The organism is Paraburkholderia dilworthii, from assembly GCF_000472525.1.
Classification (GTDB): domain Bacteria; phylum Pseudomonadota; class Gammaproteobacteria; order Burkholderiales; family Burkholderiaceae; genus Paraburkholderia; species Paraburkholderia dilworthii.
Window position 1 is genome coordinate 1 of record NZ_AWZT01000023.1, and the last position, 17,793, is coordinate 17,793.

Here is a 17,793-nt window from a genome sequence, read left to right on the forward strand (position 1 = left end):
TGGTTGCCGGCGCTGCCTTGCTCCGCCTCGCTCTCCAGGTGATGCGTCAGCTCCGCGGCCAACATGCGCTCAGCCAGTTGCTTCTTCAGTCGCCCGGCCAGGCCCGATTCCCCGAGAACCGACTCGGCGTTCCTGTTCTGCACCTGCGCCAGCAGTTGATCGATCAGCTCATNGGGGAACAGCTTCGGCGCCTTCGGGTTCTTGCTCTTCCTGGTCACTGTTGTTTCGGTCATTGGACGTTATTTCCGTTATCGTCTCATGACCTCGACACACTAAAAATCTGACAGGCTCCGCGTCGCTGTTCGCGGCTTGCTTGTGATCAGCGCCAGGCTCTGCGGGGCCCGCCGCGCCGTGGTGGCAGCCGCGCCACCGGCGCGCTGCCGCACTGCGCCACCGGGATACCGCGATACCATGCCACCGCCACGCTGCCATGCCGCCGCGACACCTGCACACCGGCAACGCCGCAAGCCCCAAACCCGCAAACCCGCAAACCCGCGCGTCGCCTCCCGCCGCACTCACCGCCGCCCATCCCACCGCACTCACCGCCGCCCATCCCTCATCCCCCAGCACCCGCCTCCTCGACGCCGCCCAAGCGCTGGTTCTCGGCAAACTCGCGCAACGCGGCTGCGGTCTGCGGATCTGCCGGAAAGAACGCCTCGATTGCGAGTTCCGACAACGTCACGTCCACCGGCGTGCCGAACACCGTCGTCGTGCTGAAAAACGACAGCACGCCAAGCGGTGTGCGCAACCGCAGCGGCACGGCGATCTGATTGAGCGGGCTATCGTCGGTGCTGGGCGGCTGCGCTCCGGGCGGCGCCGGGTAAGCCGCGAGTTCGTCGCGCAACGCACTTAGCGTTTCGTCGGCGCTCACGTCGATCTGACGTTGCAGCCGCGCGAGCACGTGTTCTCGCCACGCGTGCCAGTTGACGATCGACGAAGCAATGCCATCTGGATGCAGGCTCAGGCGCAACGCATTCACGGGCGGCGCCAGCAGATCGGGACTCGCGCCCGAAAGCAGCGGCGCAAGCGCATTGTTCGTGGCGACGATGGTCCAGTGACGGTCGATGGCGAGCGCCGGATACGGCTCGTGTCCCCTCAGCACCAGTTCCACGGCCTCGCGTGCGGCGCTTAGCTGCGGGTCCGACAGCGGACGCTCGCGAAACAGCGGCGCATAACCCGCAGCCATCAGCAGCGCATTACGTGCGCGCAGCGGCACGTCGAGGCGCTCGGCAAGATGCATGACCATCTCGCGGCTCGGCATCGCGCGGCCGGATTCGACGAAGCTCAGGTGCCGCGTCGAGATGTCAGCTTCGGCGGCAAGCAGCAACTGGCTCATCCGTCGCCGCTGCCGCCATTCACGCAGCAGATCGCCGACGGTGCGGCTGGCCGAGGGCGGTGTCGACGGCGCGCTTTGCGCAAGAGAAAGTGTGTTCATGCCACCGATGATAGCCAAAGCGCCGCTGCGATCCATTACCCGCGAGGTAATGCGCTCGACGCGTTGCCGCGCGCTGCATTGACCGCCACTCGCCGCGCAACGATTACCTGCCACGTAATCGACGCGCGGCCCGCTAACCGCGAATCTTCACTCCGAGCCAGCCGCATGCGACCTGTATGCCGAGCGTAGCGCTCAGACATTGACAATGAAGGAGTTTCAGATGAACGCGCATACCGATCTGATCGACCGTTATTTCGACGCATGGAATGAGACCGATGGCGCGCGCCGTCGCCAACTGATCGCCGCGACCTGGGCGCCGGACGCCGACTACCGCGATCCGCTGATGACCGGCTCGGGCCACGACGGCATCGACGCGATGATCCGTGCGGTGCAGGAGCGCTTTGCGCATCACACGTTTCGCCGCTCGGCCGACGTTGACGGTTTCGGCGACCGTCTGCGTTTTTCGTGGGAGCTCGTCACGCCGGCAGGCGAAGCCATCGTCAAGGGCTCCGACTTCGGCATGGTCGACGCGCACGGCCGTCTTCAGACGGTGACCGGCTTCCTCGATCAACTGCCCGCAGGCGCTTGAGCACGCATGCGCCGCAGCCTCGCCACCGCCCATCTTTCGCTGGAGACGATCATGCACGAGCCCGTTACCGTGCCGGCTCATTCGCCTGTCATCGGCCTTGCCCGCTGCGCGCATGCCATCGACGCGCTGTGCGGCGCAATCGTCGGCTTCGCGCTGCTCGCCGGCACGCGCGCGTTCATGTTCACCGCGTTGCTCGGTTGGCGCGAACCGGTGCTGGGGGGCGCGGGCCTGGCGCTGCTTGCGCTCGTCGGATGGTTGCGGTGGCGCTGCGGTTGCGCCCCGGCGGCGGGCCGCGGCGCGTGTGAGCAGATCTTCGGTGCGCGCAGGAATCTCTCCGAAGCGCGCAACGTTGCTTGCTACAATCGATTGCCGCAATGCGAGCCATTCGAATAACCGCAAGCAACTTGCATGGAGACACAGTGCTTAAGAATCTCGATCCTCTGCTCAACGCCGACATACTGCATGCGCTCCGCTCAATGGGTCACGGCGATGAACTCATCATTTGCGACGCCAACTTTCCAGGCAGCGCCGTCGCGCGTTCCACGGTGCTCGGCAAGCTGCTTCATCTCGATGGCGTGAGCGCGCCGCGGGCGATCCGCGCGGTACTCTCGGTGATGCCGCTCGATACATTCATCGATCAACCCGCGTCGCGCATGGAGGTCGTCGGCGAGCCGCATACCATTCCGGCCGTGCAGCGTGAGGCACAGATCGAGGTCAACGCCGCCGAAGGCCGCGACGTACCGTTTGCGTCCATCGAACGGTTCGCGTTTTATGAGCGTGCGCGCAAAGCGTATTGCGTGATCGCCACGGGCGAGGAGCGCGGCTACGGCTGCTTCGTCTTCACGAAAGGCGTTCTGCTTGCGCCGGACGCGCCGCGCTGATCAGCGCTGATCCGTGCTCATCTGCGCTGACAGTCGCTGCGTGCCGCTTTCGGGTGCTCAGGCGTTTGTCCGCCTTGGAAAGCGCGGGCAATGCACATATGCTCAGAGGCAAAGTAGGGAACTGCGGCCTTTGAGCCGGGTCTGCTGCTTATTCATCTACAGGAGTCCCTCATGACGCGTCCCGTCGATTCCGGCGTTATTCTCATCGCACGTATCGCCCTTGCCGTTCTGTTCCTGTGGGGCGGTGTGATGAAACTGCTGGGCTATGCGGGCTTTGTCGGCTATCTGCATTCGAAGGGCGTGCCCTTTGTGCAGATCGCCGCGCCGATCGCCACCGCGGTTGAGGCATTGGGCGGGCTGCTGCTGATCGTCGGCTTCAAGGTGCGCCCGCTCGCGCTCATCATGGCGGTTTATACGGTGGCCACCGCGGTCCTCGGCCACGACTTCTGGAACGTGACGGACGCCGCCTTGCAGCGCGACATGGTGATTCACTTCTGGAAAAACATTGGTATTGCCGGCGGTTTTCTGCTGCTGTTCGTGACCGGCGCGGGGCGTATCAGTATCGACGGTGCGCGCGCGCCGCGCGGCGGATTGGGGCTCTGAGCGCACCACGTTCAGCGATCCCCTGCTGGTTTTGCCTGGCTGTCGTATTCCGGCTGCAATCAAGGGAGCAAATATGATTCAAAGTTTCGAGCAATCCGTTGGCGGCAAGGTGTTGCAGTTGTGCGCGAGTCTCGGAGAAGGCCCCACGCCGCATCGCGTGATCATCAGCCTCGCGGAATCCGCGAAAACACTCGTGGTTCTGGATGCGTCCGGGTTCCTGGGCGCAATCAAGGCCGAAATCGAGGAGCCGGAAAAACTGATCGCCGACGCGATCAGCAAGGCGCAAAACGAAGGGCTGATCGAAGCCGCTATCAATACCGGAACGATTCAGGAGGCGTCGCTGTAGAGCGAGCCGGGCTGCGTCACGCGCGGCCTATTCATTGCTGACGATCCACCGCTCATGCCCTGCTGACTCTCCCCGAGGCGTTTAAGCCGCGGGGGTCTTTTTTGTGGTCCGCGAAACCGCGCGGGCCCAAGGCCCAAGGGCTAGGGTGCAAGCTCAGCGCGAGTTGCCGACACGCGCGGAATCTGCTTCACGCGGCGCCTTCGACGACGAATGCGGCTGCGGATGCACGAGGCAGCTCATCACGCCGCCAAACACCAGCAGGCCGACCGAGATCGCGGTCGCCGCTTGCATCCCCGAGACGATTTGCGTGGCGGCCGAGCCGCTGGCGAGCGCGCCGAACGCGGCCACGCCTACCGCGCCGCCCGCCTGGCGCGCCGTGTTCAGTACCGCCGATGCCGTGCCCGCGCGCCTCGCTTCCGCCGATGCCAGCACGGCGGTAGTCATCGCCGGGACGGCCAGCCCCATGCCTGACGGAATCAGCAGGAACGGCAGCAGCAGGCCGATGAGCGGCGTGTTCGCGTCCACCAGGTGTAGCAGGCCGTAGCCGAGTCCGGCGGTGACCGCGCCAGCGATCATCGGCACCCGCACGCCGAAGCGGCCGACCACCCAGCCGCTCGCGACATTCGAGATCAGGAAGCCGCCCGTCAACGGCAGGAACGCGAGGCCGGCCTGCAGCGCCGTGTAGCCGCGCACTCGCTGGAGGTAAAGGCTCAGCACGAACACCATCCCGTAGTAGGTCATGTTCACGCAGATGCCAAATAGCACGGCCGCACTGAAGCTGCGCTTCGCGAAGAGCGAGAGCGGCAGCATCGGCGCGGGCGCACGCGCTTCGACGGCGACGAACGCGATACCGGCGAGCGCCGCGAGCACGAAGCCGCCCGCGACGAGCGGATGGCCAAGTCCGAGGGGCCGCCATTCGATCACTGCGGCGACGAATGCGGTCAAAGCGACGATGGCGAGCGACTGGCCGCTCAGATCGATGCCGCGCGGAGCCGCGTCTTTGTTTGCCGCGGGTGGCGGGGCCGCGCGAGTGGCTTCCGGCCGCGGCACCCACAGCAGCGTCGCCAGAAAGCCGGCGGCGCAGATCGGCAGATTGACGAGAAAAATGCTGCGCCATCCGAAGGCCGCGATCAGGAGGCCGCCTGCCACCGGGCCTGCCGCAATGGAAATCGCGCCCGCAGCCGTCCAGAGTCCGACCGCGCGAGCTCGCAGTTTCGGGTCGTGTCCGTACGACTGGTTCAGCAGCGCGAGCGAGTTCGGCAGCATCGCGGCGGCGCCGACCCCTTGCAGCGCGCGCGCGGCAACCAGCATCGGGGCGTCGAGAGCAAGTCCGCAAGCCAGCGACGCCAGCGCGAACAGCACGATGCCCGCCGCGTACAGCCGGCGCGCGCCGAAACGGTCGCCGAGCGCGCCAGCCGACAGCATCAGCACGGCGAACGCAAGGGTGTAGGCGTCGACGACCCATTGCAGGCCGGCGACATTCGCATGCAGATTCGCGCCGATCTCAGGCAGCGCGATGTTGACGATGGTCACGTCGAGCTGCGTGACGACGAAGCCCACGCTGACGGTCGCGAGGACGCGGCCGAGGGCGGGCGGAACGGGAGGTTTTGAGGGGTTCATGCGCTACATCGTAGGCCCGATGCGGCGCCCGATGTTTCGGCTTGGCGTGAAGTGTGGATGTCGGTGGAAAATGGCGAGTGTCGTGTTCAGGCGTGAATGTGGGGCCGAGCTGGATGTCGTGTGTAGGCGGACACGGTGCACGAAGCGAAGGGCAGCCGCCAAGGGAAACGCCGCATGGAAGCGCCGCATGGAAGCGGGACACTACCCGAAGCGAAACACTGCCCCCAAGCAAAGCACCACCCGAAGCGAAGCACCACCCAAACACCACCACCCAAACAAAAACGGCGCGCCCCAAGCGCGCCGTTCGTTCACAACCGCAAGCGCTGGATCAGCGCTTCTGCGGCGCGTCCTTGATGAACAGCGTCGTCAATGCCCCGACCACACAGATTGCGCCGACATACAACGGCGCGGCCATCGGGTTCGACTTCATCATCAGCGACACGGCGATTGGCGTAAGGCCGCCGAACACCGCATACGCGACGTTGTACGAAAACGAGATGCCCGAAAAGCGCACGGCGGGCGGGAAGGCTTTCACCATCACGAACGGAATCGCGCCGATCACGCCGACCAGCAGCCCCGCCGCGCCGTACAGCGGCACGAGCGCCGAGGTATCGACGGCGAGTTGCTGGAACATCAGGTAGTAGGTCACCGCCAGCGCGAGGCCGCCGACGAAAATCGTGCGTCCCGCGCCGATGCGGCCGGCGATCGAACCCGCCATCACGCAGCCGATGGTCAGGCACAGCGTCGCCACGCAGTTCGCCAGCAGTGCGGTGGCCGGCACAATGTGAAACTGCTTTTGCAGCAGCGTCGGTGTCATCAGAATCACGACGACGATGGCGGCCGACAGCATCCACGTGAGCAGCATCGAGACGATCACCGCGCGGCCGTGGTCGCGCAGCACGGCCTTGAGCGGCACTTCGGCGGCAATCGCCTTGCGCTGCTTGAGTTCGGCGAACACCGGCGTCTCGTGCAGCCAGCGGCGCAGGTAGACCGAAAACATGCCGAACACGCCGCCGACGAGGAACGGGATGCGCCAGGCGTAATCGGTGATTTCGGTGGGCGCGAAGTTGCGATTGACCGCGGAAGCGATCAGCGAACCGAGCAGAATGCCTGCCGTCAGGCCCGCCGTCAGCGTGCCGCACGCGTAGCCGATGTGGCGCTGCGGCACATGCTCCGAGACGAACACCCACGCGCCCGGCACTTCACCGCCGACGGCCGCGCCTTGCATCACGCGAAACAACAGCAGGAGAACGGGCGCCATCACGCCGATGCTCGCGTACGTGGGCAATAGGCCCATCATCAGCGTCGGCACGGACATCAGCAGCACGCTCAGCGTGAACATGCGCTTGCGGCCGAACAGATCGCCGAAGTGCGCCATGATGATTCCGCCGAGCGGCCGCGCGAGATAACCGGCCGCGAAGATGCCGAACGTCTGCACCTGCCGCAGCCAGTCCGGCATCGCGGCCGGAAAGAACAATTGGCCGATTGCCGGCGCGAAGAATACGAAAATGATGAAGTCGTAGAACTCGAGCGCACCGCCGAGAGCGGCGAGGCCGAGCGTCTTGTAGTCGCTGCGCCCAAGAGGGCGTGGGGTGACAGCCTGCGCTCCACCCAGATTTGTCGCTTGCATTGCTATGTCGTTGTCTTGAATTGGAAACCACGTGTGGCGTGGAAAAACGGCGGTCGTCGGGCGAGAAGTGTGGCAACGGCTGGGTAGAGCGCGGGACACCGGCGCGCCGGCCCGGGTAGGGCGGCGCGATGACGAAAAGAAGCCAGCGCGGGATTTTACAGGATGGCGGCGTCTCGATTCGGGAAGTGCTTAATTAGATTGGGAAAAGTTCCGTCGGTATCGCGATTTCGCGATGCCCCGACCGCGCTGCGCGTTGCATGGAAGGTCGTTGTAGTCCGTCGGCCGTTCGGCGACCGGATTCGTCTGAGCAGCCTTTAAATTAGGATTGATCCTATGGGATAGGCCACAGGCGCCTTCGAGAATCGCGTCCACGCCATCTGTTAAGAGTAATCCCATGCGCATTGCCATTCTTCAACGTGATCCCGTCATGCGTCAGTCGATTGAAAAAATTCTGACGAATGCCGGCCATACCTGCGCAGGCTACGACGATGGGCTCACCATGTCGAAAACGCTTGCCCGGTCCACCGTGGATCTGCTGGTGCTCGACTGGCATGGCAGCCGTCTGTCGGGCACCGAGGTGTTGAGGACGGCGCGTGCGGTCGGCGGCGACCGCGTGCCGGTGATCTTCGTGTCGACAGACGCGTCGGAGGAGAGCATGGTGCGCGCCTTCGTCAACGGCGCCGACGATTACGCCGCGCTCCCGCTGCGTCCGGCGGAGTTTCGCGAGCGCGTCACGGCGTTGTTGCGGCGTGCGTATCCGGACCGCTTCAGCACCTCGAGCTTCGACGTGGGCCCGTACCGTTTCGACACCCATCGTCAGATCGTTCTTCTGCGCGGCCAGCCGGTCCCGTTATCCGGCACGCAATACCGGCTGGCTTCGCTGTTCTTCTCGAACATAGGCCGCGTGATGTCCCGCGATCACATCTTCGCGATGGTCTGGGGCCGCGAATTCCGCGAGTTCACGCGCACCATCGACAGCCATGTGTCGCGGCTGCGCCTGTTGCTCGAAATCGAGCCGCAAAACGAGTTCCGCTTGCAGCCCGTTTATAAGAGCGGTTACAGGCTGCTGCATCTGCGCCACGAAGAATCCGTGCATGCGCACCCGCAGGCCGCCTGACGTTTTTTCATTGCATTGGCTTAAAGGCGCGGCAATTCCGGCCGTGTTTCGAGCGCCTTGCGAATCAACGCTTCCACGGTCGCGCGTTCGTCGCCCGCAAGAGGCAGGCGCGGCGGGCGCACCGGCTCCGTGCCGAGGCCGACCATCGTTTCGGCGAGCTTGATGTTCTGAACGAGCTTGTGTGAGACGTCGAGCGCGAGCAGCGGGGCGAACCAGCGGTAGATCGCCCGCGCTTCTTCCAGCCGTCCCGCTTTCAGCAGTTTGTAGATCGCCACCGTCTCGTGCGGAAATGCGCACACGAGACCGGCCACCCAGCCATGCGCGCCCATCAGCATGGCTTCCATCGCGAGATTGTCGACGCCGCACAGAATGGCGAAGCGGTCGCCGACCGCGTTGATCAGATCGGTCACGCGCCGCACGTCGCCGCATGATTCCTTGATCGCGACGATTTTCTGCTCGTCGGCGATTTCCGCGAACATCTCGGGCGTCATGTCGACGCCGTACGCGAGCGGATTGTTGTAGATCATCAGTGGCAGCGCGCTTGCATCGGCGACGCTGCGGAAATGGTGCAGCGTCTCGCGCCGGTCCGAAAGATAGCGCAGTCCCGGCAGCACCATGAAACCGTTCGCGCCGCGGCGGCTGCCGGCTTCGGCCTGGCGGCAGGCGTCGAGCGTGCTGTTTTCCGCGATGGTCAAAAGCACAGGTACGCGGCCGCGCGACGCTTCCACTGCGATGTCCAGCACCTGGAGCTTTTCGTCGAGCGAGAGCGTCGACGCTTCGCCGAGCGATCCGCAAACGATGATGCCGTCCACGCCCGCGTCGATCTGCGCTTCGATATTCTTGCCGGTCCATGCACGGTCTATGCTGAAATCCGCGTTGAACTTGGTGGTGACTGCGGGCAATACGCCTTCCCAGATATGCGCCACGACTGCTCTCCTGAATGTGATGAGTTCAAGCGCAGTGTAAGCAGCGAAAAGGCTGACGTCTTGCGTCAATCGCGCGTGGCGGATGACGATTTCGGCATAGGGCAGATTTTTTGGGCTTGCGCCGTCCACGCTCGACGGCATGTTTCGCGGCACATTCGTTAACCGGGGATGCGGCGGAGATCTGTGCGAGGGAGTGTAAGATGACCGAGCCACGTCCTTGGGCGAAGCGCGGCTGATGCGCCGCCGTCGCCGTTTCGAAGCGCTGCGCTTTCGCGCACATCCTGGCTGCCGCTGACATGCGCTATGCCGAAATCGTCACAATCCGCGCGCAGACGCACCAAGACTCACGCGTGCGCCGTTCCTACCATGTGCGTCATGAAAACGCTCAATATCATCGACTCGCACACCGGCGGTGAACCGACCCGCCTCGTGGTGTCGGGTGGCCCGGACCTCGGCGACGGAACGCTGGCGCAACGGCTCGACGTATTCCGCACGCGCTTCGACGACTGGCGCGCCGGGATTGTCACCGAACCTCGCGGCTCCGACGTCGTGGTGGGCGCGTTACTGTGCGAACCTGACGACCCGTCGTGCGCGGCCGGCGTGATCTTCTTCAACAATGTTGGCTATCTGGGCATGTGCGGTCACGGCACGATCGGCCTCGTCGTTTCGCTCGCGCATATGGGGCGAATCGGGCCGGGGCGTCATCGGATCGAGACGCCGGTCGGCGTCGTGGAAGCCACGCTCAACGACGATGGCAGCGTTGCGGTGCGCAACGTGCCCGCTTATCGTTATCGCAAAGCGATTCAAGTCGATGTGCCGGGACATGGCGTGCTGACGGGCGACATCGGCTGGGGCGGCAACTGGTTCTTTCTCGTCGCGGAGCACGGCCGTCCGCTGGAAGCTGCGCGCATCCCCGAGTTGACCGCCTTGAGCGCGGCGATCCGCGACGCGCTGATCGCGCAGCAGATCACCGGCGCGGACGGCGCGCTGATCGACCATATTGAACTCTTCGGGCCCGGCTCGCGCGACGGCATCGACAGCCGCAGCTTCGTGCTGTGTCCCGGCAATGCGTACGACCGCTCGCCGTGCGGTACGGGCACGAGCGCGAAAGTCGCGTGCGTCGCGGCGGACGGCAAGCTGGCCGAGGGCGCGGTATGGCGGCAGGAGAGCATCATCGGCAGCGTGTTTGAGGCGAGCTATCGCTATGCCGGCGATGGCATTCCAATGGTTCCAACCGGTTATGACGTGCCAGCGATCCCACTCAGCCAGGGCGCACCAGCAATTCCACCCGACGGCACACCGGTCATCCCCACCATCACCGGCCACGCGCATATCACGGCGGAAGGGCGGCTTTGCTTCGACGGGCGCGATCCGTTCGCATGGGGCATCCGCACGGTATGAGGGCGGACGCGTTGATCGTCGGCGCGGGGATTGTGGGCGCGGCCTGCGCGGCCGAACTGGCCGCGCTCGGCATGCGGGTCGAGGTGCTCGACGCGCACGGCATCGGCGGCGGCGCGACGGCGGCGGGCATGGGCCATATCGTCGTGATGAACGACTCGCCTGCGGAGTTCGCGCTGTCCCGCTACTCGCGCGAACTGTGGCTGCAACTCGCGCCGCAGTTGCGCGCGCGCGATGCGTTCGCGCGCTGCGGCACGCTCTGGCTCGCCGCCGACGACGAAGAGTGTCAGGCCGCCCGCGCGATGCATGCCGCCTACGAAGCGCAAGGCATTTCTGCCCAGTTGCTCGACGCGCCCGCCTTGCGCGCGTGTGAACCGGCGGTTGCGTCATCGCTCGTCGGGGGCTTGCGCATCGAGCATGACTGCATCGTGTACGCGCCAACGGCGGCGCAGTGGCTGCTGACGCAATCACCGGCGTCCGCGAATATCGGCGTGCGGCGCGGCGCGCGGGTCTGTTCAGTCGATGCTGCCGGCGTAATGCTGGCGAATGGCGAGCGGCGCAGCGCGGCGCACGTGATCGTCGCCAATGGCCTCGGCGCTCAGGCGTTGCTACCTGAACTGCCGCTGCAACCGAAAAAGGGCCACCTGCTGATCACCGACCGCTATCCCGAACTGATCCGGCATCAACTGCTGGAGCTCGGCTACATCAAGAGCGCGCATCATGCGACCGGCACGTCCGTCGCGTTCAATGCGCAACCACGGCCTACGGGGCAACTGCTGATCGGCTCGTCGCGCCAGTTCGGCACGACCGACCCGGCGGTCGAGATGCCTGTGCTCGCGCAAATGCTGCAACGTGCCGCGCGCTATCTGCCGACGCTGCCGCAGTTGAACGGCATTCGCGCATGGACGGGCTTTCGCGTGGCGTCGCCGGATGGCTTGCCGCTGATCGGTCCAGCGGGCGAGCGCGCGCCCGGCGTGTGGCTCGCCGTCGGTCACGAAGGTTTGGGCGTGACGACTTCGCTCGCGACGGCGAAATTGCTCGCGGCGCAGATCGTCGCAAGTGCGGCGGCGATTCCGGTCGAGCCGTATTTGCCAAGTCGTTTCGTGCATGAGGTGGCGCATGACTGAGAACGGCGCGGCGCGGCTTCGTTTGAACATCGACGGCGTCTCTATCGAGGTTGACCCGGGCACGACGGTGGCCGCGGCGCTGGTTATCGCGGGCGCAAAAAGCGGGACGCGCGTGTCCGTCGGCGGCGAGCCGCGCGCCGCATTCTGCGGCATGGGCGTGTGTCAGGAATGCCGCGTGACGATAGACGGCCGCGCGCATGCGCTCGCATGTCAGACGCTGTGCTGCGACGGCCAGACGGTGCGCACGCAGAGAGAGGGCGCGCGATGACCCCGCACTTCGAAGTGGTCTGTGCCGGCAATTCGCTGCGATGCAGGTCGGGTCGGGCCGCGTGCGCAAGGCGATCATCAAGATGACCCACCACTTCGACGTCATCGTAATCGGCGCCGGTCCGGCCGGTCTGCATGCGGCGCTTGCATCGGCGCGCGAAGGCATAAGCGTCGCGTTGCTCGACGACAATCCGCGCGTCGGCGGCCAGATCTGGCGTCAAGGTCCGGGCCATTCGCAGCTGGCGCCGCTGCAAAACCTGCTCGCCGCGTTGAGTCGCCGCAGCAACGTCACGCACTTCCCGTCGACGCGGGTTATCGCGCCGCTCGCGCCGCGCGGGCTGCTGGTCGAATCGGCGGAACAGGGCGGCATGTGTCTGACATACGGGCGCCTGATTCTCGCGACCGGCGCGCGCGAGCGCTTGCTGCCATTCGAGGGCTGGACGTTGCCCGGCGTGACCGGCGCGGGTGCATTGCAAGCGCTGATCAAAGGCGGCCTGCCGGTGCGCGGAGAGCGCGTCGTGATCGCCGGCAGCGGCCCGCTGCTGATCGCGGCGCTGGCTACTGCCCGCGCGGCGGGCGCACGGGTGCTCGCGGTCGTCGAGCAGGCGTCCAGCGTCGATGTGCTGCGCTTTGGCGCGTCGCTGATACGCGAACCCGCGAAGCTGCGGCAGGCGTTGAGCATGTCGCGCGGTTTCACCAGCGTGCACTACTGGACCGGCAGCATGGTCGCGGCGGCGCACGGAAAGGGCCGCGTCCAGCAGGTCACGATCCGGCGCGGGCGTGGCAGCGTAACGCTCGATTGCGAGCGGATCGCGTGCGGCTTTGGACTGGCGCCGAATGTCGCGCTAGCTCAGGCGCTCGGTTGTGCAATCGATGAAGCGGGCGGCATCGCAATAGATGCCGCCCAGCGCACCTCGGTCGACGGCGTGTTCGCGGCCGGCGAATGCACCGGCGTCGGCGGCGCGGAGCTGGCGATAGTCGAAGGCGAACTCGCAGGCTTGACCGCAAGCGGCGCAACGTCGGATTGCAGCGCACTGCACGCGCAGCGCGAGCGCTGGCGCCGCTTTGCGACGCGCGTCGAAAGCGCCTTTGCACTGCGGCCGGCCGCGCGCACGACCCCCGTCGACGACACGCTGCTGTGCCGCTGCGAGGACGTGAGCGTCGGCGAGGTACGCGTGTTCGACAACTGGCGCGACGCGAAGCTGCATACCCGTTGCGGCATGGGAGCGTGCCAGGGAAAGGTATGCGGGCTCGCCGCGAGCGTGTACTTCGGCTGGCCGTCGGCGATGCCGCGTCCGCCGTTCAGCCCCGCGCAAATCGGCACGCTGATCGCGGCAGGCAGAGAGCCGCCGCCGGTGGAATGACTCGCGCCGCCCGTCGCCGCCGAGCGGATATTGTCGGCGAGTAGGCCGCTTTATAATCGACGGCGCATGCACCGCGAATCGATCGCAAGCCAACGGCCCGGCATGCAGCGCTTACGCCTGTGCTCTCATAAACGGCTCGGACCCACGGGACTTGCACGATGAACACGCTGGCTCATCAGTTATCACCTGACGAAGCAATGTTGTCCGGCATGCTGTCGCACTTCAGGCAGTTGGAGCCCGTATTCGATGCGCTGCCCGACGTCGTTTTCTTTGTGAAGGACGCCGACGCACGCTATGCGCTTGTCAACCGCACACTGGCTTCGCGCTGCGGTTTCAAGGAAAAGGCGGCGCTTCTCGGCAAGACCGCGGAAGACGTGTTTCCACGCCGCTTCGGCCGCATTTACACGGCGCAGGACGAGGGCGTCATCCATGTCGGCAATCAGATGATCGATCAGCTGGAATTGCATCTTTACCCGGGGCGCCAGCCGGGCTGGTGCCTGACCACGAAGCAGCCGTTGCGCGACGCGGCGGGCATGATCGTCGGGCTTGCCGGCATCTCACGCGATCTGAGAGCGGACGAAAGCAGCCATCCCGCGTATAGCCGGCTCGCGGCGGTGGTGCAGTTCATCCAGGAAAACTATGTGCAGCCGTTGAACCTGAAGCAGTTGGCCGTGATGGCGGACATGTCGGTCGCGCAACTTGAGCGCTATTTCCACAAGGTTTTTCATCTGACGCCGCGCCAGGTTTTGCTCAAGACACGGCTCGATGCCGCCACCGCATTACTGGTCTCGCACGACAAGGTAACCGATGTCGCCGCGTTATGCGGCTACACCGATCACAGCGCCTTCACGCGTCAATTCAAGGCGACCGTCGGCGTCACGCCGACCGAATACCGGATGCTGCTGCACGGCACTTCGCGGAGTTGAGCCCTGGCATATGGTTCGCCGCAAGCATCACTATTACGTGTACGTCGTCGCACTCGACGACAAAGTCTGGAACGAGGCGCGCTTTCGCCGCGCGAATCCGGATTACCGGTTCGACAAGCCCTGCGTGTATGTGGGGATGACCGGGCTCGATCCCGATCTGCGCTTTGACCGACATAAGGCCGGCATTCAGGCCAATCGCTATGTGCGCGACTATGGCTTGCGCCTTGTGCCCGAGTTATATGAAGTGTTCAATCCCATGCCGTATCGCGGCGCACAGGAAATGGAAGTGGAACTGGCGATTGGACTGCGCGAAGCGGGGTACGGCGTATGGCAGGCGTAAAGTATGGCAGGCGTAAAGCGTGCGTTATTTCACGCCTAGCCCGCGCAGCACGGCATTGCCTTCGGGCGTCAGGCGGATGCGCGAACCGCCCGCTTCGTTCGAGATCGTTTCGATCAGGCCGGCTTCGTGCAGTTGCGGAATCTCGGGTTTGGCGGATGCGTCGATAGGCGCGTGCAGCAGAAGCAGCAGCGTCGCCAGTTCGTGATGGCTCAGAAGACGGCGCAGAATCGTGGGGCGCCTCGCCGGTGCCGGTGTGTCGTTGGTATTCGGTTCGGGCTGGTTCATGGTGCGCACCTCGTGCGGGATAGTGTCCGAGGCATCATGCGGACGAAGTCTTAAACGATTCTTAAGAACCATTGTCCTGTAACACCGTGACACGAAGATGGCACCGGCGCACCTTACCCACGCTTAACAGCCGTGCTTTTTCGGCCGACTGGCCGCGCTCTCGCTTACGGCGCGCAGGTTTTCCCAGCCGTTTCGATCCACAGATTGTTCACGTGGCGTTTGCCCGCGTAGAAACGGTAAGTGGTCGCGCCGTTGTCGCTGCGCACCTTGACGATGTTCGAATCGCCGAAGTCCAGCATCTGGCCTTGCGGGATCGACGTGGATTTGAACGCGGCGTCGTGGTTGGAGGCCAACTGCGTCAGGCAGGCGACGACATCGTTGACCGAGCGCTGCGTGGTGGTGTCCGTGACCGGCTCGCCGGCATCCGGGTTCTTCTGAAAGTAGGCGCAAGCGCTGAAAAGCAGGGGAATTGACAGGACTACGGCAAACTTCTTCATATCTCTCCTGGCGTTTCGTTCGGCGGCGGTGGGGCGCGGGTTCGAGCTCGAGGCGTCGCTGGCGGGCGGGAATCCCATGTGGCCGTGGGATTGAGCGATTCAGCCAACTCAGCCAGCCGCGGACCGCGACTCAAAGCGCCATTATATCGGGGCGAAGGCGCATCCCCGGTCGACGCCGCACTGGACGTGCCCACACCGCCGCAAACCGCTTTACAGTCGATGCGACGCAAGCCGCGGCGGTTTGCGTCCGCATCCTCGAAACGAGCGCCCAGGATGCGGTCTATTTACGCCGCTGCGCCTGTGCGGCGAGCCGCACCGCCGCATTGCCCGCCCCGTAGCCGTCGTAACCGCCGCGCCGTTCGACGATCTCCATGAAGAAGCGCTGATCGAGCTGTTCCGTGTAAGCGTGGAAAAACTCGCCGCCGCGTTCATCGCGGTCGTAGAGGATATTGTGCTCGCGCAGCGCTTCGAGCATATCGTCCGGCAGCGCGTAGCGGGCGGCGAGATCGTCATAGTAATTACGCGGGATGCGCAGCACCGGCAAGCCATCCGCGACGAATTCGGGAATCGCGCCGAAAATGTCGTTGGTGCTGAACGCGACATGATTCAGGCCCGAGCCGTGATAGGTATGCAGCGCCTCGGCCACCGCCGTATGGCGATCGACCGAAGCGTTCAGCACCACGCGAACCGAGCCGTCGCGGCTGCGCAGCGCGCGGCTGCGCACGAGGCCATAAGGATCGGGCACGAGCACGCCGGGCTCGGCCTGAAAGCCGAAGGCGGTGCGCAGAAACAGCACCCACGTATCCAGCGAATTCGCCGGCACGGCGAGGCACACGTGATCGATGCGGGTCAGCGGCCCTACTTCAGCCGGGCCGTTGACGTCCGTGAGCACGAAGTCGGCTTCGAACAACGTGGGCTGATCGGGCGTTTCGTCGACAAAATAATTCAGGCTGCCGTCCGGCGCCTGCACGGCGGGCAGCACCCGTTCATTCGGGCCAATCTGGCCGGAGAACGGCGCGTAGCCGAAGCCGGCCGCGCGTCCGAATGCCTGATTCGCGTCGTCCACGCGAAACGCCGACGCGCACAGCGACAAGCCGTGTTGCTGGAAGAACGCATTGGCAAACGAGTCGGGCTCCGCGTTCAGCACGATCGACGCGGCGCCGTGCTGATACAGCGTCACATCTTTCGAGCGATGCCGGCCCGCCTGACGAAAGCGCAGCTTGCCGAGCCAGTCAGCCAGATGTGCACGCGTGGTGTGGTCAACCGCGAATTCGAGGAACTGATAGCCGACGTGCGCGGGCGCCGCCGGCGATTCGTACAACTCGCCGACTGGCTGCCGCGCGGCTTGCAGCAGCGCACGCGTTTGTTCTTCGAGAAACAGCAACGAGCGATGGCCGTCTGCAGCCGTGATGTTAGTGGGCGCGGCGCGAAAGCCGTCGTTGAAAATTTCGAGCGACAGGGGGCCGTTGTAGCCCGTTTTGACGACTTGAGCGGTGAAGTTGGCGACGTCGAAATCGCCCTGCCCCGGAAAACAGCGGTAATGGCGGCTCCATTCCAGCACGTCCATCGCGAGCTTCGGCGCGTCGGCGATCTGCACGAACGCGATGCGCTCGCCTGGAATTTCGGCGATGGCGTCGACCGTATCGTTGAGCGACAGCGTGTGAAAGCTGTCCAGCACAAGTCCGAGATTGGGGTGATTCACCGCGTTCACGAGCTTCCATGCGTGCCGATAGGTCTTGACGTGCCGGCCCCATGCGAGCGCTTCATAGCCGGCGATCACGCCGGCCGCTGCCGCGGCCTGTGCAAGTGCGCCGAGCTGGTCGGTCATCAGCGCATCGTCGCAGACGGTGTCCGGCGACACATTGCTGCACACCAGAATGCGATCCGTGCCCAGTTCGTGCATCACGTCGAACTTGCGTTTCGCACGGTCGAGATTGCGCGCGAGGCGCTCGGCGCTTACGCCGTCGAAATCGCGGAACGGCTGAAACAGCATGATTTTGAGGCCGAGATCTTCGGCGATACGCCGCACGTCGGCGGGCGAACCGTCGAAATACAGCAAATCGTTCTCGAAGATTTCGACGCCCTCGAAGCCGGCCGCCTGAATCGCCGTCAGCTTTTCTACGAGGGTGCCGCTGATCGACACGGTGGCAATCGAACGTTGCATGAACAGCTCCTGCAAAAACAGTCGGACGGCAGTCGGGGAACGCGCGTGGGGCTGAGGAACGGCCGGTGCGGCGATGCTGCGGTGCGCAAAGTGGACTATTCCGTTAGTCGGTGAGCAAGCGACAGGCCAGAATCGTCCATAGTAAGTGGATTTTTCGACAGTCTATACAAACTAACTAGATGGTACAAATTCGTATAAACCCCGAATGACGGAAGCCGCTCATGCGCGCACACTTCGCTATACGTTGAGAAGCGTTTCGCGCCTTGTGGCGATCCGCT

At 64.7% G+C, this 17,793-nt stretch carries 19 protein-coding genes and 1 pseudogene; 12 read left to right on the forward strand and 8 right to left on the reverse strand.

Annotation, left to right across the window (positions count from 1 at the left end; translation table 11 throughout):
* Window positions 1–233, reverse strand: a pseudogene (locus tag F759_RS38020) (IS256 family transposase); the annotation flags it as partial.
* Window positions 234–556: 323 nt separating this feature from the next.
* The gene (locus F759_RS0119795; RefSeq protein ID WP_244438864.1) at window positions 557–1,435 is read right to left on the reverse strand and encodes a helix-turn-helix domain-containing protein; all 879 of its coding nucleotides are present in this window, start codon (window positions 1,433–1,435) and stop codon (window positions 557–559) included.
* Between the two features lie 220 nt (window positions 1,436–1,655).
* Between F759_RS0119795 and F759_RS0119800 the strand changes: the two genes are divergently transcribed.
* The 5 genes from F759_RS0119800 (at window position 1,656) to F759_RS0119820 (ending at window position 3,854) form a co-directional block, all read left to right on the forward strand.
* A complete protein-coding gene (locus tag F759_RS0119800; RefSeq protein ID WP_027801413.1) occupies window positions 1,656–2,024 on the forward strand; it encodes a nuclear transport factor 2 family protein in 369 nt (122 codons plus the stop codon).
* Between the two features lie 51 nt (window positions 2,025–2,075).
* The gene (locus F759_RS38025; protein ID WP_036024811.1) at window positions 2,076–2,417 is read left to right on the forward strand and encodes a hypothetical protein; all 342 of its coding nucleotides are present in this window, start codon (window positions 2,076–2,078) and stop codon (window positions 2,415–2,417) included.
* A 26-nt stretch (window positions 2,418–2,443) separates the two neighbouring features.
* Entirely contained in the window at window positions 2,444–2,905 is a 462-nt protein-coding gene (locus F759_RS0119810) for an RbsD/FucU family protein (protein WP_027801414.1), read from the forward strand.
* Window positions 2,906–3,076: 171 nt separating this feature from the next.
* Window positions 3,077–3,508, forward strand: coding sequence for a DoxX family protein (locus tag F759_RS0119815; protein WP_013590635.1), 432 nt, complete (start codon window positions 3,077–3,079; stop codon window positions 3,506–3,508).
* Between the two features lie 73 nt (window positions 3,509–3,581).
* Window positions 3,582–3,854: a hypothetical protein gene (locus tag F759_RS0119820; protein WP_027801415.1), complete on the forward strand. Its 273-nt coding sequence runs from the start codon at window positions 3,582–3,584 to the stop codon at window positions 3,852–3,854.
* 153 nt (window positions 3,855–4,007) lie between these two features.
* Here the strand turns inward: F759_RS0119820 and F759_RS0119825 are convergent, their stop codons facing one another.
* Both F759_RS0119825 and F759_RS0119830 read right to left on the reverse strand, forming a co-directional pair.
* Window positions 4,008–5,474: an MFS transporter gene (locus tag F759_RS0119825; RefSeq protein ID WP_027801416.1), complete on the reverse strand. Its 1,467-nt coding sequence runs from the start codon at window positions 5,472–5,474 to the stop codon at window positions 4,008–4,010.
* Between the two features lie 328 nt (window positions 5,475–5,802).
* Window positions 5,803–7,104 (reverse strand): MFS transporter, encoded by a 1,302-nt coding sequence (locus F759_RS0119830; protein ID WP_027801417.1) that lies wholly within the window; start codon window positions 7,102–7,104, stop codon window positions 5,803–5,805.
* A gap of 394 nt (window positions 7,105–7,498) precedes the next feature.
* Between F759_RS0119830 and F759_RS0119835 the strand changes: the two genes are divergently transcribed.
* On the forward strand, window positions 7,499–8,221 hold the full coding sequence (locus F759_RS0119835) for a response regulator transcription factor (protein WP_027801418.1): 723 nt from the start codon (window positions 7,499–7,501) through the stop codon (window positions 8,219–8,221).
* A gap of 20 nt (window positions 8,222–8,241) precedes the next feature.
* Here F759_RS0119835 and F759_RS0119840 read toward each other — a convergent pair whose 3' ends face one another.
* Window positions 8,242–9,147 (reverse strand): dihydrodipicolinate synthase family protein, encoded by a 906-nt coding sequence (locus tag F759_RS0119840; RefSeq protein ID WP_027801419.1) that lies wholly within the window; start codon window positions 9,145–9,147, stop codon window positions 8,242–8,244.
* A 366-nt stretch (window positions 9,148–9,513) separates the two neighbouring features.
* Here F759_RS0119840 and F759_RS0119845 point away from each other — a divergent pair, with 366 nt between their 5' ends.
* From F759_RS0119845 to F759_RS0119870, 6 genes are all read left to right on the forward strand, one after another.
* Window positions 9,514–10,548 carry a 4-hydroxyproline epimerase gene (locus F759_RS0119845; RefSeq protein ID WP_027801420.1) on the forward strand — a complete coding sequence of 345 codons (1,035 nt, stop codon included), beginning with the start codon at window positions 9,514–9,516 and terminating at the stop codon, window positions 10,546–10,548.
* On the forward strand, window positions 10,545–11,672 hold the full coding sequence (locus tag F759_RS0119850) for an NAD(P)/FAD-dependent oxidoreductase (RefSeq protein WP_027801421.1): 1,128 nt from the start codon (window positions 10,545–10,547) through the stop codon (window positions 11,670–11,672). Before F759_RS0119845 ends, F759_RS0119850 begins: the two co-directional genes overlap by 4 nt.
* Window positions 11,665–11,940 carry a (2Fe-2S)-binding protein gene (locus F759_RS0119855; protein ID WP_027801422.1) on the forward strand — a complete coding sequence of 92 codons (276 nt, stop codon included), beginning with the start codon at window positions 11,665–11,667 and terminating at the stop codon, window positions 11,938–11,940. Before F759_RS0119850 ends, F759_RS0119855 begins: the two co-directional genes overlap by 8 nt.
* An 82-nt stretch (window positions 11,941–12,022) precedes the next feature.
* Window positions 12,023–13,303 (forward strand): FAD-dependent oxidoreductase, encoded by a 1,281-nt coding sequence (locus tag F759_RS0119860; protein ID WP_027801423.1) that lies wholly within the window; start codon window positions 12,023–12,025, stop codon window positions 13,301–13,303.
* A gap of 158 nt (window positions 13,304–13,461) precedes the next feature.
* Window positions 13,462–14,229 carry an AraC family transcriptional regulator gene (locus F759_RS0119865; protein WP_027801424.1) on the forward strand — a complete coding sequence of 256 codons (768 nt, stop codon included), beginning with the start codon at window positions 13,462–13,464 and terminating at the stop codon, window positions 14,227–14,229.
* Window positions 14,230–14,239: 10 nt separating this feature from the next.
* On the forward strand, window positions 14,240–14,569 hold the full coding sequence (locus tag F759_RS0119870) for a hypothetical protein (RefSeq protein WP_027777611.1): 330 nt from the start codon (window positions 14,240–14,242) through the stop codon (window positions 14,567–14,569).
* Between the two features lie 24 nt (window positions 14,570–14,593).
* Here the strand turns inward: F759_RS0119870 and F759_RS0119875 are convergent, their stop codons facing one another.
* The 3 genes from F759_RS0119875 to F759_RS0119885 all read right to left on the reverse strand — a co-directional run bounded on the left by F759_RS0119875 (window position 14,594) and on the right by F759_RS0119885 (window position 17,515).
* Window positions 14,594–14,854 carry a hypothetical protein gene (locus tag F759_RS0119875; protein ID WP_020068253.1) on the reverse strand — a complete coding sequence of 87 codons (261 nt, stop codon included), beginning with the start codon at window positions 14,852–14,854 and terminating at the stop codon, window positions 14,594–14,596.
* 164 nt (window positions 14,855–15,018) lie between these two features.
* Window positions 15,019–15,351 (reverse strand): hypothetical protein, encoded by a 333-nt coding sequence (locus tag F759_RS0119880; protein ID WP_027801425.1) that lies wholly within the window; start codon window positions 15,349–15,351, stop codon window positions 15,019–15,021.
* A 280-nt stretch (window positions 15,352–15,631) separates the two neighbouring features.
* Window positions 15,632–17,515, reverse strand: a complete 1,884-nt coding sequence (locus F759_RS0119885; RefSeq protein WP_027801426.1) for a bifunctional sugar phosphate isomerase/epimerase/4-hydroxyphenylpyruvate dioxygenase family protein — start codon at window positions 17,513–17,515, stop codon at window positions 15,632–15,634.
* Window positions 17,516–17,793 lie beyond the last annotated feature (278 nt).

Coding starts and splice junctions, on each gene's coding strand:
- F759_RS0119795 (WP_244438864.1), bottom strand. CDS start 1,435: ATGAACACACTTTCTCTTGCGCAAAGCGCGCCGTCGACACCGCCCTCG.
- F759_RS0119800 (WP_027801413.1), top strand. CDS start 1,656: ATGAACGCGCATACCGATCTGATCGACCGTTATTTCGACGCATGGAAT.
- F759_RS38025 (WP_036024811.1), top strand. CDS start 2,076: ATGCACGAGCCCGTTACCGTGCCGGCTCATTCGCCTGTCATCGGCCTT.
- F759_RS0119815 (WP_013590635.1), top strand. CDS start 3,077: ATGACGCGTCCCGTCGATTCCGGCGTTATTCTCATCGCACGTATCGCC.
- F759_RS0119820 (WP_027801415.1), top strand. CDS start 3,582: ATGATTCAAAGTTTCGAGCAATCCGTTGGCGGCAAGGTGTTGCAGTTG.
- F759_RS0119825 (WP_027801416.1), bottom strand. CDS start 5,474: ATGAACCCCTCAAAACCTCCCGTTCCGCCCGCCCTCGGCCGCGTCCTC.
- F759_RS0119830 (WP_027801417.1), bottom strand. CDS start 7,104: ATGCAAGCGACAAATCTGGGTGGAGCGCAGGCTGTCACCCCACGCCCT.
- F759_RS0119835 (WP_027801418.1), top strand. CDS start 7,499: ATGCGCATTGCCATTCTTCAACGTGATCCCGTCATGCGTCAGTCGATT.
- F759_RS0119845 (WP_027801420.1), top strand. CDS start 9,514: ATGTGCGTCATGAAAACGCTCAATATCATCGACTCGCACACCGGCGGT.
- F759_RS0119850 (WP_027801421.1), top strand. CDS start 10,545: ATGAGGGCGGACGCGTTGATCGTCGGCGCGGGGATTGTGGGCGCGGCC.
- F759_RS0119855 (WP_027801422.1), top strand. CDS start 11,665: ATGACTGAGAACGGCGCGGCGCGGCTTCGTTTGAACATCGACGGCGTC.
- F759_RS0119860 (WP_027801423.1), top strand. CDS start 12,023: ATGACCCACCACTTCGACGTCATCGTAATCGGCGCCGGTCCGGCCGGT.
- F759_RS0119865 (WP_027801424.1), top strand. CDS start 13,462: ATGAACACGCTGGCTCATCAGTTATCACCTGACGAAGCAATGTTGTCC.
- F759_RS0119870 (WP_027777611.1), top strand. CDS start 14,240: ATGGTTCGCCGCAAGCATCACTATTACGTGTACGTCGTCGCACTCGAC.
- F759_RS0119875 (WP_020068253.1), bottom strand. CDS start 14,854: ATGAACCAGCCCGAACCGAATACCAACGACACACCGGCACCGGCGAGG.
- F759_RS0119880 (WP_027801425.1), bottom strand. CDS start 15,351: ATGAAGAAGTTTGCCGTAGTCCTGTCAATTCCCCTGCTTTTCAGCGCT.
- F759_RS0119885 (WP_027801426.1), bottom strand. CDS start 17,515: ATGCAACGTTCGATTGCCACCGTGTCGATCAGCGGCACCCTCGTAGAA.